Source organism: Amorphus coralli DSM 19760 (assembly GCF_000374525.1).
In the GTDB taxonomy this organism is placed as follows: domain Bacteria; phylum Pseudomonadota; class Alphaproteobacteria; order Rhizobiales; family Amorphaceae; genus Amorphus; species Amorphus coralli.
In genome coordinates, this window is record NZ_KB894572.1 from 327,823 (window position 1) to 354,255 (window position 26,433).

The 26,433-nt window shown below is 68.3% G+C and carries 19 protein-coding genes; 8 read left to right on the plus strand and 11 right to left on the minus strand.

Going from position 1 to position 26,433, the window contains the following annotated elements:
* Nucleotides 1–333 precede the first annotated feature (333 nt).
* The 4 genes from glgX to C507_RS0109500 all read right to left on the minus strand — a co-directional run bounded on the left by glgX (nucleotide 334) and on the right by C507_RS0109500 (nucleotide 10,175).
* Entirely contained in the window at nucleotides 334–4,575 is a 4,242-nt protein-coding gene (glgX, locus tag C507_RS20895; RefSeq protein ID WP_018699452.1) for a glycogen debranching protein GlgX, read from the minus strand.
* Nucleotides 4,575–6,140 carry a glycogen synthase GlgA gene (glgA, locus tag C507_RS0109490; protein ID WP_018699453.1) on the minus strand — a complete coding sequence of 522 codons (1,566 nt, stop codon included), beginning with the start codon at nucleotides 6,138–6,140 and terminating at the stop codon, nucleotides 4,575–4,577. Before glgA ends, glgX begins: the two co-directional genes overlap by 1 nt.
* Nucleotides 6,124–7,389 (minus strand): glucose-1-phosphate adenylyltransferase, encoded by a 1,266-nt coding sequence (gene glgC, locus C507_RS0109495; RefSeq protein WP_018699454.1) that lies wholly within the window; start codon nucleotides 7,387–7,389, stop codon nucleotides 6,124–6,126. Before glgC ends, glgA begins: the two co-directional genes overlap by 17 nt.
* Nucleotides 7,390–7,655: 266 nt before the next feature.
* Nucleotides 7,656–10,175, minus strand: a complete 2,520-nt coding sequence (locus tag C507_RS0109500; protein ID WP_018699455.1) for a glycogen/starch/alpha-glucan phosphorylase — start codon at nucleotides 10,173–10,175, stop codon at nucleotides 7,656–7,658.
* A 261-nt stretch (nucleotides 10,176–10,436) separates the two neighbouring features.
* Between C507_RS0109500 and C507_RS0109505 the strand changes: the two genes are divergently transcribed.
* The 4 genes from C507_RS0109505 (at nucleotide 10,437) to C507_RS0109520 (ending at nucleotide 13,520) form a co-directional block, all read left to right on the plus strand.
* A complete protein-coding gene (locus tag C507_RS0109505) occupies nucleotides 10,437–10,994 on the plus strand; it encodes a histidine phosphatase family protein (protein WP_018699456.1) in 558 nt (185 codons plus the stop codon).
* Nucleotides 10,995–11,271: 277 nt separating this feature from the next.
* Nucleotides 11,272–11,457, plus strand: coding sequence for a hypothetical protein (locus tag C507_RS0109510; RefSeq protein WP_018699457.1), 186 nt, complete (start codon nucleotides 11,272–11,274; stop codon nucleotides 11,455–11,457).
* Nucleotides 11,458–11,588: 131 nt separating this feature from the next.
* Complete coding sequence (locus C507_RS0109515) at nucleotides 11,589–12,230, plus strand: TetR/AcrR family transcriptional regulator (RefSeq protein ID WP_018699458.1); 642 nt, start codon at nucleotides 11,589–11,591, stop codon at nucleotides 12,228–12,230.
* Between the two features lie 39 nt (nucleotides 12,231–12,269).
* The gene (locus tag C507_RS0109520) at nucleotides 12,270–13,520 is read left to right on the plus strand and encodes an MFS transporter (RefSeq protein WP_018699459.1); all 1,251 of its coding nucleotides are present in this window, start codon (nucleotides 12,270–12,272) and stop codon (nucleotides 13,518–13,520) included.
* Nucleotides 13,521–13,590: 70 nt separating this feature from the next.
* Here C507_RS0109520 and C507_RS0109525 read toward each other — a convergent pair whose 3' ends face one another.
* The 5 genes from C507_RS0109525 to C507_RS22345 all read right to left on the minus strand — a co-directional run bounded on the left by C507_RS0109525 (nucleotide 13,591) and on the right by C507_RS22345 (nucleotide 17,909).
* A complete protein-coding gene (locus C507_RS0109525; protein WP_018699460.1) occupies nucleotides 13,591–14,097 on the minus strand; it encodes a hypothetical protein in 507 nt (168 codons plus the stop codon).
* A gap of 260 nt (nucleotides 14,098–14,357) precedes the next feature.
* Entirely contained in the window at nucleotides 14,358–15,851 is a 1,494-nt protein-coding gene (locus C507_RS0109530) for a tripartite tricarboxylate transporter permease (RefSeq protein ID WP_018699461.1), read from the minus strand.
* A gap of 3 nt (nucleotides 15,852–15,854) precedes the next feature.
* Nucleotides 15,855–16,373, minus strand: coding sequence for a tripartite tricarboxylate transporter TctB family protein (locus C507_RS0109535; RefSeq protein WP_018699462.1), 519 nt, complete (start codon nucleotides 16,371–16,373; stop codon nucleotides 15,855–15,857).
* Between the two features lie 13 nt (nucleotides 16,374–16,386).
* The gene (locus C507_RS0109540; protein ID WP_018699463.1) at nucleotides 16,387–17,331 is read right to left on the minus strand and encodes a Bug family tripartite tricarboxylate transporter substrate binding protein; all 945 of its coding nucleotides are present in this window, start codon (nucleotides 17,329–17,331) and stop codon (nucleotides 16,387–16,389) included.
* A 23-nt stretch (nucleotides 17,332–17,354) separates the two neighbouring features.
* On the minus strand, nucleotides 17,355–17,909 hold the full coding sequence (locus C507_RS22345; protein ID WP_018699464.1) for a MarR family winged helix-turn-helix transcriptional regulator: 555 nt from the start codon (nucleotides 17,907–17,909) through the stop codon (nucleotides 17,355–17,357).
* A 115-nt stretch (nucleotides 17,910–18,024) separates the two neighbouring features.
* On the opposite strand from C507_RS22345, the gene C507_RS0109550 reads away from it, so the two are divergent.
* Nucleotides 18,025–19,656 (plus strand): alkaline phosphatase family protein, encoded by a 1,632-nt coding sequence (locus tag C507_RS0109550; protein ID WP_018699465.1) that lies wholly within the window; start codon nucleotides 18,025–18,027, stop codon nucleotides 19,654–19,656.
* A gap of 38 nt (nucleotides 19,657–19,694) precedes the next feature.
* Here the strand turns inward: C507_RS0109550 and arfB are convergent, their stop codons facing one another.
* Nucleotides 19,695–20,117 carry an alternative ribosome rescue aminoacyl-tRNA hydrolase ArfB gene (gene arfB, locus C507_RS0109555; protein WP_018699466.1) on the minus strand — a complete coding sequence of 141 codons (423 nt, stop codon included), beginning with the start codon at nucleotides 20,115–20,117 and terminating at the stop codon, nucleotides 19,695–19,697.
* Between the two features lie 469 nt (nucleotides 20,118–20,586).
* Between arfB and C507_RS0109560 the strand changes: the two genes are divergently transcribed.
* The 3 genes from C507_RS0109560 to C507_RS0109570 all read left to right on the plus strand — a co-directional run bounded on the left by C507_RS0109560 (nucleotide 20,587) and on the right by C507_RS0109570 (nucleotide 23,353).
* Complete coding sequence (locus tag C507_RS0109560; RefSeq protein ID WP_051089735.1) at nucleotides 20,587–21,384, plus strand: ABC transporter ATP-binding protein; 798 nt, start codon at nucleotides 20,587–20,589, stop codon at nucleotides 21,382–21,384.
* Nucleotides 21,381–22,247, plus strand: coding sequence for an ABC transporter permease (locus C507_RS0109565; RefSeq protein WP_018699468.1), 867 nt, complete (start codon nucleotides 21,381–21,383; stop codon nucleotides 22,245–22,247). The genes C507_RS0109560 and C507_RS0109565 overlap by 4 nt, the downstream gene beginning before the upstream one ends.
* 77 nt (nucleotides 22,248–22,324) lie before the next feature.
* Entirely contained in the window at nucleotides 22,325–23,353 is a 1,029-nt protein-coding gene (locus C507_RS0109570) for an ABC transporter substrate-binding protein (protein WP_018699469.1), read from the plus strand.
* A gap of 113 nt (nucleotides 23,354–23,466) precedes the next feature.
* Here the strand turns inward: C507_RS0109570 and tssH are convergent, their stop codons facing one another.
* The gene (gene tssH / locus C507_RS0109575; protein ID WP_018699470.1) at nucleotides 23,467–26,364 is read right to left on the minus strand and encodes a type VI secretion system ATPase TssH; all 2,898 of its coding nucleotides are present in this window, start codon (nucleotides 26,362–26,364) and stop codon (nucleotides 23,467–23,469) included.
* Nucleotides 26,365–26,433: the final 69 nt, after the last annotated feature.

Below are 26,433 nucleotides of genomic sequence, written 5' to 3' on the forward strand. Positions count from 1 at the left end.
TTTTCCGTCCGGGATTGCGGTGGAAAGAAGCCAATCCCAGGAAAAGTGCACTTGCGGTTTTCCGTCCGGGATTGCGGCTAAAGGAATCTCCTCACGCCGAGTGCGCTTCGCGCACCGGCTCCGGGTGGGCGGCCTGAGAGCAGCCTGCGGCCCTTTGGCCGCAGACAAGCTGCTCGTTCTTGAGAGCGATCAACTTCTTGGACATTCGGTCTCGACCGAATGTCCGTTGATCTCGGCCGGCGCGCGGTCGCGCGCTGGCTTCGCACACAAAGCAAAGCCAGGAAAAGTGGGAACCGGTTTCCCGTCTGGCTTTGTGGGCGGAAATAAAGCGTTTCAGTCGGAGCCGGGCTCGCGCGGTGCTGTCTTCAGACCCCGCGACTGAAACGCCTCAGGCAGACGCTCCGCCAGCGCGGCGCGGGTAAATGCCGGACCGAGGCGCTGGCGCCAGTTCGGCCACTCTTTGTCGGTGCCCGGCACGTTGACCGGCTCGGTCTCGGCAAGGAGGTCTTTGGTCTGCAAGAGCACAAGGTCCGACGGGCAGTCCGCCAGGAAGGCATGGACAGCATCCACCAGGGCCTGAAGGGCGGCCATGCCGGGCTCGGCCTCGTCAGCCGCGGGCAGGGCGCTCCTATCGATTCCGGCGGCCTCTATCGCCGCCAGCAGCGCCGCGCGCTCCGCCTGCCGTGCTGCTTTGGCACCGTCGCGGTCCGCCGTGCGTCCAAGATCCACCGCGATGTCGATGTCGCGGCCGGACCACCAGCCGGCAATCGGCGGCAGGTCGTGGGTGGCCGCGCAGGTCGCCGCGCGCTTCTTGTAGGCCGACGCAGGCCTGAAACTGCCGCCCGCCTCGCGCTCGAAGAAGAACACCCGCGTTGACAGGACCTCCGCCTCCGCGAGCCGCTCGCCGAGGCCTTCCTGCACCGTGCCCAGGTCTTCGCCGACGACGCCGCAGCGGTGGCGATGACTGGCGAGCGAGAGGACGGCGAGCTGCTCGTCGAGCGCGTAGTTCACGTAAGCGCCGTCTGCAGCCGGTGCGCCGTCTGGCACGCAGTAGAGGCGCGACAGGCCCATCACGTGGTCGAGGCGCAAGAGGCCCGCGTGGCGCATGTTGGCGGACAGCAGCGCCGTAAGCGGCCGGTAACCGAGCGCCCTCAGTCGGTGCGGCGCGGGCGGACGTGCCACCCAGATCTGTCCGGCCGCGGAAAAGGGATCGGGCGGGGCACCGATGGAGACGTTCTCCGCGAGGTGATCCTGGTCGGCCCAGGCCTCGGCCCCGTCCGGAGCACTGCCGACGGCGAGATCGCGGTAGATGCCGATGGCGAGCCCCCCGGCCTCCGCCTGGCGAGCCGCCGCTTCGAACTGGCGCTCGCACAACCATTGCAGCCAACAATGAAACAACACCCGCCCCGGATTGCGCGACTGCACCTCCGAAACGCCCGGTGCGCTCGGCCGGCGCAGCGGCGAGGGCCAGCGCGTCCAGGGCGCGTCCGGCCGGTCTTCGGCGATGACCTGGTAGGTTGCGAACACGATCAACCCGCGCCCGCGCCGGGTGAGGAAGGTCTCGAAGGCGCGGCGTTCTGCATCGTCGGTCGGTCGGTGGCGGAATCGCTCGAACCCGGCCTCCAGCGCGCTGCGCTTGGCCGCCCAGACCGCGGGATAGTCGATCAGGTCGGCAGGCGGCACGCTGCCGCGCGTCTCGGGCGGGATGTCGGCAAGGGCATCCAAGTCGAGATAGATCGGATCGAGGAAGCGCCGGTCCGACGGGTGATAGGGGCTTGCCCTCTCCCGGTCGCCGGGAAACAGCATGTGCAGAGGGTTGATGCCGACGGCTGCCGCCCCCAGCGTGCCGGCATTGGCGCCGAGTTCCGCCAGTGTGGTGAAGTCGCCGACGCCCTGGTCGCCGTCACGCGCGAGGCTGTAGAGGTTCGCCTGCAGGCCGAAGCGCGGCCCTTCGTCCAGAAGCGGCGGTCGGTAGCATGCCCTTGGCGTCACGATCAGGCGCGCCGTCGCGTCGCGCTCCTCGCGTTCGTCGAGGCGGATGCGATGGTCGCCGAAGGGCAGTTTCGGCAACCGCACCAGGATCCGACGGACCGTTCCACCGTCCGGTGCCGTCACCGTGTCCTCGTCGGCGTCGAGCGGAATCGGGACGATTTCTTCCGCCCCGTCCTCCAGCCGCAGGTGCAGGGCACCGGGGGGGCGGGTGCCCGGTTCGCGCGGAATGGCGACGACGGCGCGCTCGCCCGGCTGCGCCGTCACCAGTGGTGGAAGCGGTCGGCGTGCGCCGGCTCGCGAAAGCGTGTGCAGGCTGGCCCGGGCCGCTTCGCTGCTTGCCGCAGGAAGCCCCATGGATTCCAGAAGTGCCCGCTTGGTTTCGGGCGTGACGACATGGCGGTCGCCCTCCACACCGAACCACTCCGGCGCGATGCCGGCCGCCGCCGACAACCGGTCAAGAACCGGACCTTCCGCGGCCTTCGGGCCCCCGGTCGGTGCCGCTCGGCTGCCACGCTGGGTCACCTCGGCAACAATCGCAGAGGTATGTGGCACTAGCGTCAGGGTCGATCCGTCAACATCGCGCGTTGCGATACGGTCTTCCGCACCGGTATCGACCAGCACGCGCCAACCATAGCCGTCGCGCGGCGTGGGCAACGTCACCGCATCTTCCCGGTCGCTTGCGTTGAAGGCCACCGCGACACGGTCGCCGGTCGCTCCTCCGGTCGGGGCATATGCGATCAGCAACAGGCCGCGGGTGGCCGGGTTGTCCCAGTCCGCTGGCGTCATCGCGTGGCCGGCGAGGGTGCGCCACTCGATGTCGGGCAGGCCGCTGGCGTCCAGCGGTTGTCCGGTCAGGTAGGCATCGGTGCCGAGCGCCGGGTGCTTGCGGCGAATCTCGGACAGCATGCCCACCAGCGCCATGCGGCTTGCGTCGGCAGTCGACCAGTCGATCCAGGCAGTGGCGTTGTCCTGGGCGTAGGCATTGTTGTTGCCGTGCTGGGTGCGGCCAAGTTCGTCACCCATCGCCAGCATCGGCAGGCCGCGTGAAACGAACAGGGTAACAAGCATGTTGGCGACGTCACGATCGCGCATGGCGCGGATGTCGCGATCCTCGCTCGGACCCTCGATGCCGTGGTTCCATGAGTGATTGGTACCATGGCCGTCGCGGTTGCCCTCGCCGTTGGCGTGGTTGTGTTTCTGGGTGTAGGCAACGACGTCGGCGAGCGGAAAGCCGTCATGGGCGGCGATGAAGTTGACGCTGGCGGATGGCGGTCGTCTGGCGCCGGCGAAGATGTCGGCGGAGCCGGTGAGCCGGGTGGCGAGATCGCCGACAATGCTGTCGTCGCCGCGCCAGAAGCGGCGAACGGTGTCGCGGTAGCGGTCGCTCCACTCCGACCATCGCGCCGGCATCTGGCCCAGCCGGTGGCCGCCGGGGCCCACATCCCACGGCTCGGCGATCATCCGCAGACCGCGCAGGATCGGGTCCTGTTCGATCGCTTGGAACAGCGGCGCCTCCGGGTCATAGCCACCCATGCGCCGGCCGAGCGTGGTGGCCAGATCGAACCGGAACCCGTCGACGCCGGTGGCGATCGCCCAGTAACGCATCGTGTCCATGGCGAAGCGCAGGGCGAAGGGGCGATCCAGCGCCACAGTGTTTCCGCAGCCGGTGTCGTTGACGTAGTAGGCGCGGTCGGACGGGTCGAGCCGGTAGTAGCCGGCGTTGTCGAGCCCGCGGAAGGACAGCGTGGCACCCAACTCGTCGCTCTCGCCGGTGTGGTTGAGCACGATGTCGAGGATGACTTCCATGCCCGCCGCGTGCAGCGCGGCCACTGCCTTGCGCACGTCGTCGATGCCGCCGGGTGCGAGGCGCGGATCCGGCGCCATGAAGGCCATGGTGTTGTAGCCCCAGTAGTCGGTGAGGCCGAGATCGGGGAGGTGGCGCTCGTCGATCCAGGCCATGATCGGCATCAGCTCGACGATGGTGACGCCGAGCCTCGTCAGGTGCTCGATTGCCGCCGGGTGCGCCAGTGCTGCGATCGTGCCGCGCTCCTCCTCCGGAATGGCCGGATGGGTCTTCGTGAAACCTTTCACGTGCAGTTCGTAGACCAGCGGCGGCTTCTCGGCGCGATTGGTGGTCAGCGGCCGGCTGGTGGCGCGCACCGGAGCGGTGGCGATGGCTTTCGGCACGAGGTCGGAAGTGTCGCGCGGATCGGGTGTTCCGTCGGCCGTGGTGCCGCAAAGGATCGGATCGTGGACGAACGGCCGATCCAGGTTGCGCGCGTAGGGATCGACCAGGAGCTTGGCCGGGTTGAAGCGCAGGCCCTCCTCCGGCGCGTGCCGGCCATAGGCGCGCAGGCCGTAGCGGGTGCCGGCGCCCAGGCCTTTCAGAAAGCCGTGGTGGATGCCCGCGCGCTGCGCGGGGAGGATGGCCGATCCGGTCTGGGTCTCTCCGCTGGCGTCGTAGAGGACGATCTCGATCGCCTCGGCGTCGGGGGCGACGACGGCGACGTTGAGGCCGCCGGGCTCGACGGTCACGCCGAGCGGCTCGGGCCGTCCGGACTGCACGGAAAAGCGAAGCGTCATCAGGCCTGTGTCACCGCGGGCGTGGCTAGCTGGCGAAAGAGATCGGCGTAGGTCCGGGCCGGTCCGGCCCAGCCCACGTCGGTTCGCAGAGCGTTCGTCTGCATCCTGCGCCACGTTGCAGGAGAACGATAGAGCTCGCAGGTGCGAACGAGCGCCTGCTCGAAGGGTTCCCGGCCCACCGGCGAGAACAGGACGCCGGTGCCGACGCCCGCCCGGCGCGCCATCTCGTTGGTGTCGACGATGGTGTCGGACAGCCCGCCGACCCTGGCGGCGACGGGGATGGCGCCGTAGCGCAGCGCACAGAGTTGGGTCAGTCCGCACGGCTCGAAGCGCGACGGGATCAGCAGGGCGTCGGCGCCGGCCTGGATCAGGTGGGCCAGCGCCTCGTCGTAGCCGAGCTGGACGCCGATCCGGTCCGGATGCCGGCTTGCTGCCGCCGACAGCGCCGATTCAAGTGCCGGTTCGCCGGAGCCGAGCACCACGAGGTCCGCGTCCTGGCCGAGCAGGGTGCCGAGTGCCTCGACCAGGAGGTCGATGCCCTTCTGCCAGGTCAGCCGGCTGACGACACCGAAGAGCGGCCGGTTGCTGTCCGGATCGAGCCCGAGGCGCGACAGGAGCGCCGGCTTGTTGGCCGACCGCCGTCCCAGCGTGGTGCGGGAAAAGCGCGCCGCAAGCGATGGATCCGTTTCCGGATTCCAGACGGAAAGATCGATGCCGTTCAGGATGCCGGACACGTCGGCCCCGCGCGCCGCGATCAGTCCTTCCAGCCCCATGCCGAATTCCGAGGAGCGGATCTCGCGTGCGTAGGTGGGCGAGACGGTCGTCACCCGGTCGGCGAGGCGCACGGCCGACTTCAGATAGCCGACGCTGCCATAATATTCGACGCCTTCGATGGAGTAGGCTTCGGGCGGCAGGCCGAGCTCGCCGAGGATGTCCGGCGGCATCTGGCCCTGGAAGGCGATGTTGTGGATCGTCGCCACCGAGGGCGGTGCCGGGTCCGGCGAGAAGTGCAGGTAGGCCGGCGTCAGCCCCGCCTGCCAGTCGTGGCAGTGCACCACGTCCGGCCGGTAGCCGTCGATGGCGCCCCGCGCCACCAGCGCAGCGGCCCGGCACAGGGTTCCGAAGCGCACCCCGTTGTCGGACCATTCGCCGCCGCCCGGCATGGAATAAGGACCACCGGGACGCGCGAAGAGCGACGGTGCGTCGAGGACCGCTAGGTCGAGCCCGGCGGCCCGGCCGCGCAGCACCCGGGCCTCGCCGCCGAGGATCGGGTCAAGGTCGGCCACCGTCTCGCCGTCTTCCAGCGCCTCCATCACGGCCGGATATCCCGGCACGAACGTCAGGGCCTGGACACCTTCCTCGGCAAGCGCTGCCGGCAGTGCTCCCACCACGTCGGCGAGCCCGCCGGTCTTGACCAGCGGGAACACCTCCGAGGCGACGGAGAGAAGCTGCAGCGGCGGTCCCGATGGAACAGGCAGGGGCGCAACGGATGGCGCAGCCGCGCGCTTCGCCTTCACCGGCCTGGCCTTCTTCGCGGCCTTGCCGGCCTCAGCCTTCGCAGGCATCGATCATGGTCTGCGTGACGAGACAGATGCCGCGGTCGGTGCGCCGGAAGCGCTGGGCGTCCTCTTCCGGATCCTCGCCGATCACGAGCCCGTCGGGTATGCGCACGCCCCGGTCCACCACGCACCGGTCGATCCGCGCGCCGCGGCCGATCTCCACTTCCGGAAGCACCACTGAGAAGGTGACGTTGGCGTAGGAATGGACGTGGCAGTTGGACGACAGCAGCGAGCGCTGCACCGAGCCGCCCGACACGATGCAGCCGCCGGAGACCAGTGAGGAGATCGCCGTGCCGCGCCGTTCGCCGGCGTCGTGCACGAACTTCGCCGGCGGGGTCAGCTCCGAGTAGGTCCAGATCGGCCAGTCGCGGTCGAACAGGTCGAGCTCCGGGACAATCTCGGTGAGGTCGATGTTGGCCTCCCAGTAGGCGTCGATGGTGCCGACATCGCGCCAGTAGGCGGAGCGCTCGGCGCCGGAGCGCACGCAGCTTGCCTCGAACCGGTGGGCCCAGCAGCCGCCTCCCGAGACCAGCTTCGGGATCACGTCCTTGCCGAAGTCGTGGCTGGAGTCCGGGTCGGCGGCGTCCTCCCGCAGCAATTCGAACAGCCGTTCCCGATTGAACACGTAGATGCCCATGGAGGCGAGCGACCGGCCAGGCTGGCCGGGGATTTCCGGCGGCTGTGCCGGCTTCTCCACGAAGGACACGACCCGGTCGCGCTCGTCCACGTGCATGATGCCGAAGGCCGAACCCTCGGTGCTGGCGATCTCCACGCAGCCGACGGTCACGTCGGCGCCGAGCTCCACGTGCTGGGCGAGCATCAGCTCGTAGTCCATCTTGTAGACATGGTCGCCGGCCAGGATGATCAGGTAATCCGGGGCGTAGGATTCGATGATGTCGAGGTTCTGGTAGACCGCGTCGGCGGTGCCGGCATACCACTTGTCCTCAGACACGCGCTGGCTGGCGGGCAGGATGTCGAAGCCCTCGTTGCGCTCCGGCCGCAGGAAATTCCAGCCGCGATTCATGTGCCGGATCAGGCTGTGCGCCTTGTACTGGGTGGCGACCGCGATGCGGCGCACGCCGGAATTCAGGGCATTGGAGAGCGCGAAATCGATGATCCGCGACTTGCCGCCGAAATAGACCGCCGGCTTGGCGCGCCGGTCGGTCAGCTCCAGAAGGCGGCTGCCGCGCCCCCCCGCCAGCACGTAGGCCATGGCCGAGCGCGCCAGCGGCGCATTGGCTCCGAAACCCGACATCGTCCCCCCTTAGGGCCACGCGTCCGCGCCCTGCACGCGGCGCCACGCCCGTTTTGAAGTGCGGCCGCTCGTGCGGTCCGGGATACCAAGAACCATGGCAGCCGCATTGTTCCCGCGCAAATGCCGGGAAACACACGATGCAGCGCTCAGGGACCGCCCGTGAGGGCCCCGTCGACGCTGCGGCCGGCCGCTGCCGGACCCGCGGCCGGTGGGTCGCGGATCCCCTGCGATCGAAACGTGCCGGTATGTCGCCCGGATGACGGGCCCTACTCCGGGCGCACGGGGTTGGCGTTCCAGATCTCGCTGGCGTACTCGCGGATCGTGCGGTCGGCGGAGAACCAGCCCATGTGGGCTGTGTTCAGCACCGATTTGCGCCACCACAGGTTCTTGTCCTTCCACTCGTTGCCGACATGGACCTGCATGGCCCGGTAGGCCTCGAAGTCGGCGTTGACGAGGAAGTAGTCGTGGTGGGTGATGGCGTTGACCAGATCGCGATAACGGTCCGGCTGGTCGGGCGAGAAGACGCCGGTGGTGATCTGGTCGAGCGCTTCTGACAGGTGGCGGGACGCACGGATCGTCTCCACCATGTCGATCCCCTGGGAGCGGCGCTCCGCCACTTCCTCCGCCGTCATGCCGAAGATGTAGATGTTCTCCGCCCCGACATGGTCGCGGATTTCCACGTTGGCGCCGTCCAGCGTGCCGATGGTCAGCGCGCCGTTGAGGGCGAACTTCATGTTGCCTGTGCCGGAGGCTTCCATGCCCGCGGTGGAGATCTGCTCGGAGAGATCGGTGGCCGGGATGATCGCCTCGGCGAGGCTCACATTGTAGTTCTCCAGGAACACGATCTTCAGGTGACCGCGCACCGTCGGATCGGCGTTCACCATCTTGGCGACGTCGCAGGCGAGCTTGATGATCAGCTTCGCGACGCCGTAGCTCGCCGCCGCCTTGCCCGCGAAGATCTTCACCCGGGGTCGCCAGTCGTGCATCGGGTTGGAGCGGATCGCGTCATAGAGCGCCACGGCGTCCAGGATGTTGAGCAGCTGGCGCTTGTATTCGTGGATCCGTTTGATGTGAACGTCGAAGAGGGCGTCCGGGTCGAGCGTGATGCCGACGCGCTCCTTGACGATCTTCGCCAGCGCGACCTTGTTCTCGCGTCGGATCCGCTGGGCTTCCTCGCGGAAGCCGGCATCGTCGGCGAACGGCACGAGATCGACGAGGGCCTCGTGTTCGTCCATGAACCGGTCGCCGATGGCGTCGCGGATCAGGCGGGTGAGGCCCGGGTTCGCCTGGAACAGCCAGCGGCGCACGGTGATGCCGTTGGTCTTGTTGGTGAGCCGGTCCGGATAAAGCCGGTTGAGACCGTTGAAGATGGTCTGACCGACGAGATCGGTGTGCAGCGCCGACACGCCGTTGATCTTGTGGGAGCCAACAAAGGCAAGGTTGCCCATGCGCACCGCGCGGCCGTGATTTTCCGCAATCAGCGAGGCTTCCGACAGAAGCGCCCCGTCGTCGCCGAAGGTCGCCCGGATGTGGTCCAGCTCGAAGGCGTTGATCAGGTAGATGATCTGCATGTGGCGCGGCAGCATCCGCTCGATGAGCGGTACCGGCCAGGTCTCCAGCGCTTCCGGCAGCAGCGTGTGGTTGGTGTAGGAGAGTGTCGCGCGGGTGATGTCCCAGGCCTTGGCCCACGGCACCTCGTGCACGTCGACGAGAAGACGCATCAGCTCCGGCACGGCAATGGCCGGATGCGTGTCGTTCATCTGGATCGCCGCGTGATCCGCCAGGGTCTCGATGGTGAGGCCCTGCTGGATGTGGCGGCGGATCAGGTCCTGCAGCGAGGCGGAGGTGAAGAAATATTCCTGGCGCAGCCGAAGCTCCAGGCCGGCGTCGGTGGAGTCCGACGGATAGAGCACCTTCGAGATCGCCTCGGCCTTGGCGCGTTCCGACAGGGCGCCGACGTGGTCGCCGCGGTTGAACTCCTCGAGGCTGATCGGGTCGATGGAGCGTGCCGACCAGAGCCGCAGGGTCGCCACGTAGCGTCCCCTCCAGCCGACGATCGGGTTGTCGTAGGCGACGGCGCGCACGGTCTCGGCCGGCTTCCAGGTCCGGGCGCCGAGATGGTGGGCGTCGTGCGGCGCCTCGACGGTGCCGCCGAACCCAACCTCGTAGGCCACTTCGGGCCGCTTGAACTCCCAGGGCGAGCCGTTGGCCAGCCAGTCTTCCGGCAGCTCGCGCTGGAAGCCGTCCGGCAGTGCCTGGCGGAACAGGCCGTGATCGTAGCGGATGCCGTAGCCGAAGCCGGCGATGCCGAGCGAAGCCATGCTCTCGATGAAGCAGGCTGCCAGTCGACCGAGGCCGCCGTTTCCGAGTGCCGCGTCCGGTTCCAGCTTGCGCACGGTGTCCAGGTCGGTTCCCAGCGTCACGAGAGCTTCGGCGATTGCCTCGTCGAAACCGAGATTGTAGGCCGCCTCGAACAACTGGCGTCCGATCAGGAATTCCAGCGACAGATAATAGACCCGCTTGGAGGACTGGGCGTAGGTCTGGCGGGTGGAGGGGATCCACTCGTCGACGATGCGATCGCGCACGGCCATCGCGGTGGCCATGTACCAGTCATGCGGTTCGGCGTGCTCGGGATCCTTGCCCACCTGGTAGACCAGCTTGGCAACGATCCGGGTGCGCCAGAAGTCCGGCTTCATCGGGTCGTCGCCGGCGCGGCGGTTCGGATGGGCTTCGGTGTCCGTGGCGGAATCGACCGCAACGTCGGCTTCGGTCTGATGATCGGTCATGACTGCTCGAAATCTGCGGCTCTTGGGAGGAAGCCTTCGGAAGGGAGCGAGTGTACGGCGCGATCCTTGCGCGAAGCCCGCCAGACAGTCGGGGGCTGTGCGGACGGGGTTCGGATCGCGGCATCGCATTCTGACCCGAAGCCCGCCTGGAAGCTAGCCAACCGACCGATTTCTCCGACACTGTTGCACCGGCGCGTGCCGATCCGTGTGCGGCCTTGCCGCGTACTGACGACGAACCCTGCTGCCTGGAGGATCGTCGTCATGCGCCTGCGCCTTCTAGCCCTCGCCGTCATCTTCTTCGCGACCGGCCTGTCCCCGGCGGCAGCATCCGAGGCCGATGCCTGGGCGGCCCTGCGCGAGGGCGGCGTTGCGGTGATGCGCCATGCCCGCGCGCCCGGTACCGGTGATCCGTCCGACTTCCGGCTGGGCGATTGCAGCACTCAGCGCAACCTGTCCGAGACAGGTCGGGACCAATCCCGTGCGATCGGCCAGCGCTTTGCCGGCGAGGGCGTCGAGGTGCAGCGGGTGCTGCATTCGCGCTGGTGCCGGGCCCGGGACACTGCCGAGTTGGCCTTTCCCGGCAAGGCGGAACCCGAGCCTGCCCTGGATTCCTTCTTCCAGAACCGGTCGACCCGCGGCACCCAGACGGCAGCGGCGCGGGAGCTCGTCGAGGCGTGGCGGGGTCCAGGCGCTCTGGTTCTCGTTTCGCACCAGGTGAACGTCACGGCGCTGACCGGCGTGTACCCGCGCGAAGGCGAGGCGGTGGTGCTGCGCACCGCCCCTGGCGGAATGGAAGTCGTCGGTCGACTGCGGTTCTGAGCGGCCGCCGCCGGACAAGACGGCCCCGTGTTTTCGGATGATCGGGTGGGAACCGGAAGGCCGTTCCGCGCTTTGACGGAAAACGGCCGCTTTTTTTCGGCACCGTTACACTACCTAAGAACGCAAAAGGTGATGCTGATCACTGCGCGGACCGCAGGGATCGCGTTATCCCACAATCGGCGCAGGAAGCTGGCCCACCGGGTTCGCGGCGAGCGGTCGGAATAGTGACGGAAACGGCACGCGCCGGTCGGTTCCGACGGTGAGTAGGGAGAGGAAAATGGCAGATCAGACGCGACTGGATGCGTCCCTGGAGGGGGAGCAGGCTCGCCTCTGGCTCATCGACGAGGCTTATCTGGAGGCCCTGACCGACCTCGGTCTCTCCGAAGTCCAGATCGATCGCTACTTCCAGATGTGGAGCGATGCCATGTCCCGGCTGTCGGACGCGCCGCCCAGCCAGGCGTGAGACGGCGCAGCCGGGGGTGAGGCCGCCGCTGCCTCTATCGTCGTTCCGCGGCGCCGCGGCGCGTCGCGACCACCTCCTGCAATCGATTTCATTTGCTTGATTCGGAAACGGTCATTCTCTAAAGCGGCATCATGCAGATGCCTCGTCCTCAGAACGCGCGCCGTGCGCCGGGCCGTCCCCGGGCCTTTGATCTGGACACCGCCCTCGACGGCGCATTGGTGGTGTTCCGCCAGCGCGGCTACCACGGCGCGTCGCTCTCGGACCTGTGCGGGGCGACCGGGCTGACGCCCGGCAGCATCTACAAGGCGTTCTCCGGCAAGCGGGCTGTCTTCCTGGCGGCGTTCGAGCGCTACAGGGCGGTGCGCGACGCTGAGATCCGGGCGGCCATCGAGCCGGCGGAGACGGGGTTTGGCAAGGTCGAGGCGCTGCTGCGCTCCTACGCCGACATCTCCGCGGGTCGGGAGGGGCGATTCGGCTGCCTCGTCACCGGCAGTGCCGTCGAGATTTCCACCTTCGATGCGGAAATGGCGGACGGCGTTGGCGCTGCGATCGATCGAATCGAGAGGCTTCTCGGTTCGCTGATCCGGGAGGGCATGGCAGACGGCACGATCGATTCTTCGGTCGATCCGGACGCCGCCGCCCTCCATCTCCTGAGCGTGCTCCAGGGTTTCCGCGTGATCGGAAAGCTCGGCCGCTCCCGTGACGCCTTCCTGGCCGCTGTGGACCACGCGCTGATAGCGTTGCGGCCCGAGACCAGAACGCATCCTTCCTGAGACCGGGGCAATCCGCCCGCTTCCCGTTTGGAGTTTGCCTTGGACCAGGACACCAGCATCGCCGGTCATGAGCCCGTGGAGCTCGAAACCTTCCCGCGCTGGCTCACCCTGCTGCTTGCGACCACCTGCGGTCTCGGCGCCGCCAACATCTATTATTCGCAGCCGCTGGTGGGCGTCATCAGCGCGTCGCTCGACATGCCGACAGCGCTTGCCGGCTTCATCGTGTCGCTCACCCAGGTGGGCTACGGCATCGGCCTGTTCTTCGTCGTTCCGTTGGCCGATCTGCTTGAAAACCGGCGGCTGGTGGTTGTGCTTCTGCTCGCCGCCATCGCGGCGCTGCTCGGCGCCTCGCTCTCCACTGCCATCGCCCCGTTCCTCGTCTTCGCGCTTCTGATCGGCGTGGCATCCGTCGCCGTCCAGGTCATCGTGCCCTATGCCGCGCATCTCGCCCCGCCCCACCAGCAGGGACGGGTCGTCGGTGACGTGATGGGAGGGCTGATGCTCGGCATCATGCTGTCGAGACCGACAGCAAGCCTCATCACCAGCGCATTCTCGTGGCACGCGGTTTTCCTGTTTTCCGCCATCCTTTTGAGCGTGCTGGTCGTCGTGCTGCGTCTCGTTCTGCCGACCCGCAGGCCGGAGGCGCGGCTGTCCTATGGCCGGCTGATCGCCTCCATGGGCGGGCTGATCCTGAAGACGCCTGCCTTGCAGCGTCGCAGCCTCTACCAGGCCTGCATGTTCGGTGCCTTCACCCTGTTCTGGACCACCGTGCCGCTGCTCCTGGCGGATCGCTTCGGTTTGACACAGGTCGGAATCGCACTGTTCGCGCTGGCCGGCGTGGCCGGTGTAATCGCGGCGCCGCTGGCCGGGCGCCTGGCCGATCGCGGTCTCGCGCGGCAGGCGACGGCGGTCATGACGCTGATTGGCGGGCTGGCAGTCGTGATGGCCTATCTGGGCGCTGACGGAACGACGACCGGGCTCGTAATTCTGGTCGCCGCCGCGGTCCTGCTCGACTTCGGCATGACGGGGACCATGGTCATGGGCCAGCGCGTCATCTTCGGACTGCAGCCGGAGGTGCGGGCCCGGCTCAACGGCATCTACATGACCGCCTTCTTCCTGTCCGGGGCGGTATCGGCCGCGCTGGGCGCATGGACCTATGCCGTCGGCGGCTGGGGCTTGTCGATGACGGTGGCCGGCAGTCTCACGCTTGTCGCGTTCGCCGGATTGCTGATCCTCGACGGTCTCGGCGAAGCGCCGAAGCCGGCGCGCGCGCGTGCCAGCGAGGCCTGACGCCAGCTCCAACCCTCTGTTTCGTCAGGACTTCTGCCGGCGATGCGGCGTCCGGTTCCCGGGGCAGGCTCTAGCGCTGGGCGAGCGAGGTGGGGCGATCGCCCCAGGAGGGCGATACCCGGTGACCGAGCCAGAGCAGCTTGCAGTCGCCGCTTTCCTCGATCAGGCCGGAGGCCGCCGGAACCGTATTGCCGTAGAAGCGGGCCTGGGCGTCCATGAAATCGGTGGGCGAGTAGGCGACCTTCGGCGTGTCGCCGCAATAGCCTCCGACGAAGAAGCCGCTGTCGGTGCCGGTGACCACGGTGCTGCAGGTGTCGTCGAACTGGCGGCATTCGGCCTGAGCGGTGCTGCGTGCCTCGGCTTCGGTGCGGGCCGCGATGATCCAGCTGCGGCCGCCCGCGCCGACGGCCATGGCCGAATAACCCCAGGGCGCGGCGTTCTGCACCGGCTGGGACGACCCTGCGGGATACATCCGGTTGTCGGTGTCGACCGGCGGCTTCAGGGCGTACTCCGCCATCGCGGACTGCACCCCGCCGGCCAGCATGAACGCCGTGCAGATCGCCAGAAGTCGGGTCATGAAAGCCTCCAGTCGGTCTCGCCGGGAGCGGTCTGGGCCTCGCCGACGCCGCGCACTCCGAACGGATAGCGGACAGCAGATAATATGGGCGGGGAGGGTGGCCGACCAAGCAATCGGTAAAGAAGTGGTTAACGCTCAACGGGTTGAGCGGCGTCGTTTTCGTCGGCGGTGGGCCAAAACCGCGCGCGAAAACTGCGCAGAGGAGGGCGTGCGCAGAATTGCGCAGTCCTGCGCGATCGTGCGCAGAACCGCGCGGGGCGTCAGCCGGACCGCGGTGCCGCGCGTTTGGTCAGCCGCTTGCGCAGCGGAGCGAGCACCATGACCGCGCAGAGCAGGAGAATGCCGACGATGATGGGCCGCTCCAGGAGGATCATCGGGCTGCCGTCGCCGAGGCTCAGCGTCTCCCGCAGCCGGTTCTCGATGATCGGGCCGATGACCACGCCCATGACGAGGGCCACCAGCGGCCAGTTGAGGCGCAGCAGCACATAGCCGACGACGCCCGCCGCGAGCGCCACCCCACAGTCGAAGAAGCGGGTGTTGACGGCGTAGATGCCGACCATGGACAGGGCGATGACGCCCACCGCGATGATCTCCTTCGGCACCTTCACGATGAGCGCGAACGGCCGCAGCCAGATGGCCAGCACGGCGAAGGAGACGAGGTTGATGAGCAGCATCGACCAGTAGAGGGTCGAGATCAGCTCGGGCTCCTTGATGAGCAGCAGCGGCCCCGGATAGATGCCGTTCAGGGTGAAGACGCCGAGAAGCAGCGCGCTCAGCGCCTCGCCGGGAATGCCCAGCGTCAGGAGCGGGATCAGGGCGCCGGCCGGTACGGCGTTGTTGCCGGCCTCCGCCGCGACGCAGCCCTCCGGTGTGCCGCGCCCGAACTCCTCCGGGTGCTTCGAGCGCCGCTTGGCGAGGTCGTAGGTGACGAACGAGGCAAGCACCGAGCCCGGTCCCGGCAGGAGGCCGATGAAGGTGCCGACCACGCCGGAGCGGATCAGCGTGCGCCAGTAGCGCAGCACCCTGACGATCTCGCTGAAGTCCAGGCTGCCGCGCGACAGGCTCAGCCTGTCGGTCTTGAGGATGCCCTGTTCCAGGAGCAGGAGCGCCTGGCCGATGCCGAACAGGCCGAGCACGACCGCCACCAGATCGAGGCCGTTCTGCATCTCCCAGCTGCCGAAGGTGAAGCGCGGGCTCAGCGTCGGCCCGTCGATGCCCACGGTCGACAGCCAGAAGCCCAGCCCGATCAGCAGCACGGCCTGGCCGAGCCGTTCGCGGAAGGAGACGGCGACCAGCGCGATGCCGAACACGGCGACGGCGAAATATTCCGGCGGTCCGAAATTGGCGGCGACCCGCGACAGCAGCGGTGCCAGCACGACAAGGATGAGGATGGAGACGAGGCCGCCGCCGAGCGAGCCGACGAGCGCGGCGGACAGCGCCGTCTGCGCCTGGCCGCGTTCCGTCAGCGGGAAGCCGTCGAAGCTCGTCACGATGGAGGACGGCACGCCCGGGACACGGATCAGGACGGCCGGCACCGCGCCGCCGAAATAGCCGCCGCAGAAGACGCCGAGAAGCAGCGACAGCGCCACGTCCGGAGCCAGCTGGAAGGTGAAGGGTAAGAGCACCACCATGCCGACCATCGGCCCCAGCCCCGGCAGCACGCCGACGATGATGCCCACCACGGAGCCGATGACGAGGGCGACGAGGTTGTCCAGCGCGAAGGCGGCGGAGAAGCCGGCGAGAACGGTGTCCACGGGTCAGTCTCCCGACAGCCACGACCAGGCGGTCGGTTCCGGAAACCAGATGTCCAGAAAGCTGATGAAGGCCAGGTGCAGGACAACGGTGGCCGCACCCGCCGTGACCAGGGCCCTGAGCGGCCGCCGCGGATTGGTGATCAGCAGGCCTCCCAGCATGAAGACGAAGGTCGCCGCGTCGAGGCCGGCCCAGGCGATCGCCGGGGCGTAGAAGCAGGCGAGGGCGAAGAGCGCGATGGCACGCAGCGGCACGCCGTTGCCGTCGATGAACCAGCTCCGTCCGGCCGCGGTGGCGAGGCGGACGAGGGCCGGCAGGGCCCCGGCGACGGTGATCGCCAGGGCAATCAGCGGGAAGATGAGCGGTCCCTTGTAGAACGGGTCGGGCCCGGATCGGTCGACCAGTTGCGGCGCGGCGACGAGCAGGGCCGCTGCGGCGAGACCGAGCACGCCGGCCACGAGGTCGGAGGTGCGGGAGGGGCGGCTGCGCCCCTCCGTGGCGTCCGGGTCGGCGGTCTGACTCATCGCGCGGGGCCGTCTACTGGATGATGCCGAGGGTCTTCATGATCCCGCCGAACTCGTCGAGCTCGCGGTCCATGCGCTCGCGGGCCTCTTCCGGGCCGGTCTGCATCGGCACCACGCCGACATTCTCGATCACCGTCTGCACCTCCGGGTTCTCCATGGCGGAGAAGAGGGCATCGGAGAGCTTGGCGACGATCTCCGCGTCGGTGCCCTTCGGCACGAAGGCGCCGAACCAGATGGCGTAGGCGTCGCCGTAGCCCTGCTCGGCCACGGTGGGCACGTCGGGATAGGCGGGGACACGGTCCGGCAGCATGGCGGCGAGAAGCTTCATCTTTCCCGATTCCACGTAGTCGGTCAGGCCGGGCGTGGAGAAGGTGATGACGTCGGCGTCGCCCTGATCCACCAGCAGCGGATTGAGCTTGCCGTAGGCAGTTTCCTTCCACTCGAAGCCGCCGACTTCGGCCGCCTTCATGGCGATCAGGGTCGGCACAGCCCCGAGACCCCAGTGAGCCAGGCGGACTTCGTTGTCCTGGGCGTATTCCGCCAGCTCGTCGAGGTTGGAGTAGGGCGCGTCGGCGCGCGCTGCGAGGGTGAACGGGCTTGCCCAGACCAGCCCGATCGGCTGCAGGTCCTGGTTCTTGTAGGGGGTCTTGCCGCGGATCACCTGGGTGATCATCGGGCCGATGGAAATCAGGCCGACGGTGTAGCCGTCGGGCCGGGAGCGGGCCAACTCGGCGGTGGCCAGCACGGCGCCGCCGCCGGGCTTGTTGACCACTTTCACCGGCACGCCGAGATCCTCCGACATCACCGGCGCGATGGCATTGGCCACCAGCGTCGACGGATCGTTCGGGGCCGGCCACGGGATCAGGATCTGGATCGGCTTTTCCGGCCACTCGGCCATCGCCGAGCCGGTCATCATCGCGAGCGCCGCGAACGCTCCGATCAGGGTCTTCGCCTTCATCTCGGTTTCCTCCTCTGGTGTGTTCAGGCCCGCTTCCGGGGCCGGTTCTTGCCGGTCGAAGCCGGCGGGTGGCCGGCCTCGATCTCGGTGTCCGCGCGGTGCTCCATGTGCGGCTGCAGCTTGTCGAGAAGCTCCACCAGCGTGGCCGCCTCGCCGGGCGTCAGCGCCGACAGCACCAACTCGTTACGCTGCAGCGCCCGCTTCAGGGCGCGATCGTGAACGTCGCGGCCCGATGCTGTCAGGACGAGACGGACGGCGCGCTGGTCGTCGGCATCGACGCGGCTCTCCACCAGACCGCGATCGACCAATGCCTTCGCCAGCCGGCTGAGCTGTCCCTTGTCGAGCTGCAGATCGTGACCGACATCGCCGAAACGGGCCGGCTCGGTGGCACCCACCATGCCGAGCACGCGCCATTCCCGGATGCTGAGCCCGAACTCCGCCTTGAGCCAGTTCTGACCGACGCGGTCGCTCGCCGCCGCGAGTACGGACAGGCGGAAGGCGACCAGGTCGCGCATGTCCCGGATCGGCGGATGGCGCAGCGCATCGTGAGACTGGCCGGTTTGGGCGACGGCGCGCACCTCGATATCCTCCCATCGACCGCTTCGGCGGCTCGTTCGTTGCGACGATGCTTGACGAACTTGTTGTCGTTGTCAACAAAATGACCGCAAGAACCGTTTCTCAAGGGGAGGGCCCATGTCGCGCCGCAACGTGCTCTGGATCATGTGCGACCAGCTTCGCTTCGATTATCTTGGCTGCGCCGGTCACCCGTCCATCCGGACCCCCAACATCGACCGGCTGGCGGCGCGCGGGGTGCGGTTCACCAACGCCTACGTCCAGTCGCCGATCTGCGGCCCGTCGCGGATGAGCTTCTACACCGGGCGCTACGTCCACTCGCACGGCTCCACCTGGAACGGCATTCCGCTGCGCGCGGGCGAGCCGACGCTGGGCGATCACCTGCGCGCCGAAGGGGTGCGCACGGTGCTGGTCGGCAAGACCCACATGAAGGCCGACCTCGACGGCATGATGCGCCTCGGCATCGACCCGGAAACGGAGATCGGCGTGCGCCTGTCCGAATGCGGCTTCGAGCCCTATGAGCGCGACGACGGCCTGCATCCCGACGGGCCCTACGATCCCGATCCGCGCTATGACACCTATCTGCGCGACAAGGGCTACGAGGGCGAAAATCTCTGGGAGGAATGGGCGAACTCGGCCGAGGATCCCGACGGCGAGATCCTGTCGGGCTGGCTGCTCTCCCACGCGGACAAGCCGGCGCGCATCGAGGAGCCGGATTCCGAAACGCCCTACATGACCGACCGGGCCATCGACTTCATGCGCGAGGCCAAGGCCGACGGGCGGCCCTGGTGTCTGCACCTGTCCTACATCAAGCCGCACTGGCCCTATATCGCGCCGGCGCCCTATCACGACATGTACGGCAAGACGGACGTGGTGCCGCCGGTGCGTTCCGACCGCGAGCGGCAGGATCCGCACCCGGTGTTCGCCTCCTACATGACCGAGCGGGTGAGCCTGGCCTTCTCGCGCGACGCGGTGCGCGAGCACGTCATCCCCGCCTACATGGGCCTGATCACCCAGATCGACGACCATGTGGGCAGGCTGATGGCCTTCCTGGAGGAGGAGGGGCTGGCGGAGGACACGCTGGTCGTCTTCACCGCCGACCACGGCGACTATCTCGGCGATCACTGGCTCGGCGAGAAGGAGCTGTTTCACGAGCAGTCGGTGAAGATCCCGCTGATCGTGGTGGATCCCTCGGCCGCTGCCGACGCCACCCGCGGCAGCGTCTCCGACGCGCTGGTGGAGGCGATCGACCTGGCCCCCACCTTCCTGGACTATTCCGGTGGAGCGGCGAAGCCGCACGTGCTGGAAGGGCGGTCGCTGATGCCGATCCTGCACGGCGAGGCCGGCGGTGACTGGCGCGGCATCGCCATCAGCGAGTGCGACTACGCCATGCGCAAGGCCCGCACCGACCACGGCCAGACCGTGCGCGATTCCCGCATGTTCATGGCCTTCGACGGGCGCTGGAAATACGTGTTCGCGGAAGGCTTCCGGCCGATGCTGTTCGACCTGGAGAGCGATCCGGAGGAGTTCCGTGATCTCGGCGACGATCCGGCTTTCGCAGATGAGCGGACGCGGCTGGAAGAGGCGCTGTTTGCCTGGAGCCGGCGGCTGCACGGCCGCATCACCGTCTCCGACGAGGCGATTGCCAACCGGGCGGGCGGCGAGCTGCGCTCCGGCATCCTCATCGGCTACTGGGACGAAGACGAGGTCGCGCGCGCCCGGCGCGACCAGGCCCCCGGCGACGCCCTCTAGGTCATGACCTAGGGGCAGCAGGGGCTCGTTGCGGGCTGTTAGTCCGGCCCGATCTTGCCGGACCGGAGTTTCTTGACCGCGCCGCGCTTGGTCTTGGCGTCGACCCGGCGCCGTTTCGCGGCCTTGGACGGCTTGGTCTTGACCCGGACCGGCTCCCGGTAGGCGGCCTCGCGCAGAAGCTCCACGAGCCGCTTTTGGGCATCGGCGCGGTTGAGCTCCTGGGTGCGGTGGCGCACCGCCTGGATGACGATGACGCCGTCCTTGGTGAGGCGGCTGCCGGCCAGGCGCTCCGCCTTGCGCCGCACATAATCCGGCAGTGACGGCGAATGGCGGATGTCGAAGCGCAGCTGCACCGCGCTCGACACCTTGTTGACGTTCTGCCCGCCCGGTCCGGCGGAGCGGACGAAGGTCTCCTCGATCTCCGCGGGATCGATGGAGATGCGGTCGGTGATCGCGATCATCGCTCCCTCCGGATGATGGCCAAAAGCCTGACATGAACGGGACCGGAGCGGCGCCCGCCCGGGTCGCCGAAAGGGCTATCACCTGCACGGCCGCCGTCAAGCGAGGCGACGGGCGGGGCAACCTCGACGCGTGACGACCCTATTGTGCCCGCGGATAAGACGTGCCACGCTTCGGTTATGCAATCGTTCGCATAGACGGTTCGGGAGCCCACGAGACGGGCCCGGGCCGGGGCGGGCGAGAGCGTCGCGCCGGCCAGGCCGCGCGGACGAAAAAGCAACGGGCGCGCACCGACGCGCCGAGACAAGCGGGCGCGCCGTTGGGAGGCGGCGCAACCGGAAGCGACCAGAAAAGTGCTCCGGCGGGCGTCCCTGAGCGGGCGGACACGCCGGGCGATCGGAGGAAACAGGCGGGGAGGGCGGCCGACGTCCGGCCAAGGCCTTCCGCCGCCCCGACACCGGAAGGGGTGGAATGTCGTCAGTTGCGATTGAGCAGTCCGGACCAAAAGCGGTGCCGCGGGACGTCGTGGTGCGCGCCGACGGGGTGGAGAAGACCTTCGACGGGGGCGTGGTGGCGCTGGAGGGCGCCAGCTTCGACGTGCACAAGGGCGAGTTCGTTTCCGTGCTCGGGCCGTCGGGCTGCGGAAAGTCCACCCTTCTGCGCCTCGTGGCCGGGTTGATCGAGCGCACCGGCGGCTCGCTGACGGCGTACGGCACGGAAGTGACGGCGCCGCGCGCCGACATCGCCATGATGTTCCAGCGCCCGACGCTGTTGCCGTGGAAGACGGCCCTGGACAACGTGCTCCTGCCGACGCTGATCGAGCGGCGGCCCACCAAGGAGGACCGCGAGCGGGCCATCGGGCTCCTGCGCCTGACGGGGCTGACCGATTTCGAATTCGCCTATCCCCAGCACCTGTCCGGCGGCATGCAGCAGCGCGTTGCGCTGGCGCGGCTGCTCAACGCCGGCGCCGACCTGCTGCTCCTCGACGAGCCGTTCGGCGCCCTCGACGAGTTCACCCGCGAGCGGCTGAACCTGGAGCTGCTGCGCATCCAGCGCGAGATCCACGCGACCATCATGTTCGTCACCCACAACATCGCCGAGGCGGTGTTCCTGTCCGACAAGGTGCTGGTGATGACGCCGCGGCCGGGCCGGCTGGCGGCGGAGATCGACGTGCCGTTCGCCCGCCCGCGCGCCATCGAGCTCACCGCCACGCCGGAGTTCAACGCGCTGGTGCTGAAGATCCGCGACATCCTGGGGAGCCGCTCATGAGCGATCAGGCCGTGACCATGGGTATGCCCGCCGCGGGCGAGGCCTCCGATCGGCGCTGGGTGAGCCATGCGGTCCAGCACGCCGCGGTGTTCATCGCCGTCATCGCGCTGTGGGAGGCAAGCGTCCAGTTCGGCTGGGTCAGCAAGCTGCTGTTGCCGAGCCCGGTCGCCGTGGTGATCGCCTGGTACAAGCTCGCCATCTCCAGCGCGCTCATCTGGCCGCACTTCTTCGTCACCATGTTCGAGGCGCTGGCCGGCTTCCTGATCGGGGTGGTGCTGGGCGGCGGGGCGGCGATCGCCTGCGCGCTGTCGCCGCCGTTCCGCCGGCTGGCGTCGCCCTACATGGTGGCGCTGCAGGTGACGCCGCGCATCGCGATCGCGCCGATCATCGTGGCCTGGCTGGGCTTCGGCATGCAACCGAAGATCGCGATCGCCATGATCATCTGCTTCTTTCCGATCTTCATCAACACGCTGACCGGGCTGCTGCAGACCGACGCCGACGCCCACGAGATGTTCCGCTCCATGCGGGCGAGCAAGCGCCAGATCTTCCGCGAGCTGATGCTGCCGGGCGCCATGCCGGTGATCATGGCGGGCTGCAAGACCGGCATCTCGCTGGCGCTGATCGGCGCCATCGTTGGCGAGTTCGTCTCGGCGAGCGTCGGCATGGGCGTGCTGATCCAGCGGTTCAGTTTCCAATTGTTGCTGCCGGAGGCCTTCGCCTGCCTGCTGATGCTGACGGTGATGGGGCTGATCCTGTTCTTCGCCATGGAGGTGCTGGACAGCCGGCTGGTGTTCTGGCGCCACGACAAGAGGCTGGCGGAGAAGAGCCGCCGCAAGGCCGCGCGCTACACCCGGCGCGCCTGAAGGATCCGCCCCGCAAAGAGGGCGGACGACACCCCCGGGCCGCCGCCGGTGCCGGGACGATGGGAGGACGAACCGACATGAACGCACGCACGCTACTGTTTGCGCTTCCGCTGGTGTTTTCCGCCGGAACGCTCGCCGCGCAGGAGATCACCACCATCAAGGTGCTGACGCCGCTGCCCCGGCACACCGCCTGGTATCCGCTGATCGCCGGCGAGGAGCTCGGCTACTTCAAGGACGAGGGGATCGCGGTGGAGCTGATCCCCGGCGGCGACCTGCCGGCCACCGCCTTCCTCGACAACGGCAACGCCGACGTGGCGAGCCTCGACCCGACCGAGGTCCTGAACGCGCACCAGCGCGGGCTCGATTTCGACGTGGTCTACGAGGTCATGCACGGCGCCATCGAGGGCATCTTCGTGCCCGAGGCCAGCGACGCGGAGAGCCTTGCCGATCTGAAGGGAACCACCATCGGCATCGTCGGCGAGAGCGACCGGCCGCTGCTGATCTCCGCGCTCGGCCACGCGGGCCTGTCGGAAGGCGACGTGACGGTGGCGGTGCTCGGCGAGAGCGCGCCGCTGCTGGCCACCTCGCTGCAGAACGGGCGGGTGTCCGGCGTCGTCGGCGCGGTCTCCGACCTGGTGGCGATTCGCTCGCAGGGGGTGGAGGTGAAGAACCTCCTGCCGCCGGAGATGAGCGAGGCGCCCGCAAACTCCTACGCCATGCGCTCCGACAAGATCGAGGAGATGGAGGAGGTGATGACCGGCTTCCTCCGCGCCTGGGCCAAGGGCGCCTATGCCGGCCAGTCGGACCCGAAGGCGGTGGCGGCGATGACCAAGAAGGTCGCTCCGGAGAACTGGGTGCGCGAGGATCTGGGCATGCTGTTCCTGGAGAACGCCATCGACCTGCATTCGCCGGACGGCGACCAGTATGGCGCGCTCAGGGGCGAGATCTGGACCGGCGTGCAGGAGGAGATGGTCGCCTCCGGCCAGCTCGATGCGGTGATCGAGACATCGGAGTTCCTGGACGACCGCTTCATCGCGCCGGCCAACGACTTCGACAAGGCCGAGGTGGACGCCGACGTGAAGGCCTGGGCCGACGCCAACATGTAGGCGGCCCGCCCGAGAGGACGCGACGCCTAAAACGACGCGACCCGCCGGGGCATCCCCCGGCGGGTCGTTGCATGTCGGGCCACGCGGTGGCGCGTGCGCGGTGCGGCGATGGCCTACTGGGCGGCGCCGGGCAGGCCGTCGTCGGGTTCGCCGGCGCCGGTTCCGTCACCGGCGTCCGCATCGGGGGCCTCCGGTGCATCGAGGAAGTCGGCGCCGACCGGGGGCGCGCCGGCATCCACCGCCGCGGCGACGGGCACCCCGAAGGAGATGACGAAGCCGGAGTCCTCGTCCACATCCACCGTCATGAGGTCGAGGCTTTCCTCGTCGGTCATCCGGTTGAGGATTTCCGTCGCGATCGCCGGCCGCAGGGTGCGGTTGATGATGTGGTCGATGTTGCGGGCGCCGGTCTCCACCTCGGTGCAGCGCGCCGCGATCAGGTTCACCACCGCATCGGAGTAGGCCATCTCGATCTTCTGGCTCTCGCGCAGCTGGCGCACCAGCTTGTTGAGCTTGAGCCGGACGATGCCGGCGAGCGGCGAGCCCACCAGCGGATAGAACGGCACGATCTGCATGCGGGCCAGAAGCGCCGGCTTGAAGTGGCGCGACAGCTCCGGCCGGATCGCCTCGACCAGCGTGTCCACCGACGGCTTGTCGTCCGACAGGCCCATTTGGGTGAGGGTGTCGGTGGCCAGGTTGGAGGTCAGGATCACGATGGTGTTCTTGAAGTCGATGATCCGGCCCTCGCCGTCCGACAGGGTGCCCTTGTCGAAGACCTGGTAGAAGAGGTTCATCACCTCCAGGTCGGCCTTCTCCACCTCGTCGAGCAGCACGACGGAGTAGGGACGCTGGCGCACGGCTTCCGTCAGGATGCCGCCCTCGCCGTACCCCACGTAGCCGGGAGGCGAACCCACCAGCTTGGAGAGCGTGTGCTTCTCCTGGAACTCGGACATGTTGATGGAGGTGAGGAAGCGGTCGCCGCCGAACAGCGTGTCGGCAACGGCGGTGGCGAGCTCCGTCTTGCCGACGCCTGAGGGGCCGACGAACAGGAAGACGCCCATCGGCTGGGTCGGGCTGTTGAGCCCGGCCTTGGCGGCGCGCACGCCCTCGTCGATTGCCTGGACCGCCTGGTCCTGGCCGATGATGCGCTCCTTGAGGCGGTCGGAGAGCGCGAGGATCGCGGCGGATTCGTCGCGCACCATCCGGCCGACCGGGATGCCGGTCCAGTCGGCGATGACCTGGCCGACCACGTCCGGCGAGACCTCGTAGGTCAGGAGCGGGTCGTGGCCCTGGACCTCGGCGAGCTCGGCGATGCGGGCCTTGAGGCTCTCGATCTTCTCGCGCTTGTCGTCGGCCGACAGCTCCTGGTCGGACGGCGCCTCGGGGGCGGCCCCGGCGGCCGCCTCTCCGTCGCCGGCCTCTCCGGTCTTGGCCTCTTCCATGAGCTTGGCCTCGGCCTCCTCCACCGAGCCGCCGATGCCGAGCGCCTCGCGCAGGGCGAGGATGTCCTCGATGAGGCCGCGCTCCTTCTCCCAGCGCTCGTTCAGGGATGCCGCCTCGTCCTTGAGGCGGGCGATGTCGGCCTCAAGCTCGGGGATCAGGTCGGCCTCGGTGCCGATATAGGATGCCTCGTCGCGCTCCACGGCGGAGAGCGCCCGCTCCAGCTCCTCGATGCGCCGCTCGGTCCCGTCCAGGCGGGCGGGCTTGGAGGAAATGGAGAGCTTGACGCGGGCCGACGCCGTGTCGAGCACGTCGACCGCCTTGTCGGGCAGCTGGCGGCCGGATAGGTAACGCGCGGAGAGCTTGGCGGCGGCCACAACGGCATCGTCGCGGACATAGACGCCGTGGCTCTTCTCGTAGAGGCCGCGCAGGCCGCGGATGATGGTGACCGCCTGATCCGGGGTCGGCTCGTCTAGCTTGACCAACTGGAAGCGGCGGGCGAGCGCGGCGTCCTTCTCGAAATATTTCTTGTACTCGCTCCACGTCGTGGCAGCGACGGTCTTGAGCTCACCGCGGGCGAGGGCCGGCTTCAGGAGATTGGCCGCATCGGAGCCACCGGCCGATCCGCCGGCGCCGATCATCATGTGCGCCTCGTCGATGAACAGCACGATCGGCTTCGCCGACGCCTTCACCTCGTCGATGATGTTCTTGAGCCGGTTCTCGAACTCGCCCTTCACCCCGGCGCCGGCCTGCAGCATGCCGAGGTCGAGGCCGATGAGCTCCACGTCCTTCAGGAAGGCAGGCACGTCGCCGTTGGCGATCTTAAGGGCGAGGCCTTCCACGACGGCGGTCTTGCCGACGCCGGGCTCGCCGACGCAGATCGGGTTGTTCTTCCGACGCCGTCCGAGGATGTCGATCATCTGCTGGATCTCGCGATCGCGGCAGAAGACCGGGTCGATGCGCCCGGCGCGGGCCTGGTCGGTGAAGTTGACCGCGAAGCGGGCAAGCGCGCTGTCTTCGGAGAAGCCGGGCTTGCCGCCGCCGGCGGTGGCGCCGTCACCGCCACGCCCGGAAGAGGCCTGGGTGGTGAGGCTGCCGGCCTCCTCCTCCGAACCGTCGGTCAGCTCGGCGAAGCGGCGCTTGGCCTCGCGTGCCGAGATCGGCTCGATCAGGGGGAACCAGTCGGCGCCGCCATAGCGACCGGGGGTCTGCAGCAGCGCGACGAGGAGCGCGCCGGAGCGGATTTCGCCGAGATTGAGCTCGACGGAGGAGACGAGCCAGCCATCGGTGAGCCACTCAATGAGCAGCGGCGAGAAGACCGGGCGGCCGGAATTGCCGCTCCTGAGCTGCTCCACCGAGCGCTGCAGGGCCCGCCGGAGCGTCGCGGGGTCGATGTCGAAGCCGCGCAGGATCGCCTGCACGTCGCGGTTCTCGTCGTCGATCATCACCAGCAGCAGGTGATCGATCGTGACTTCGTAGTGTGCGCCCGACACGCAGAGGCCGGAGGCCGTCTCGAGGCTACGCTTGGTGTAGGGATTGAGGCGCGCGAAGAGCGCCTTCAGGTCGAGCTGCATTCCATGTCTCCCCCGGGCAGGTAACGAAGCTTAAGCCACCCATCGATGACCTAACACGAAAAAAAACCG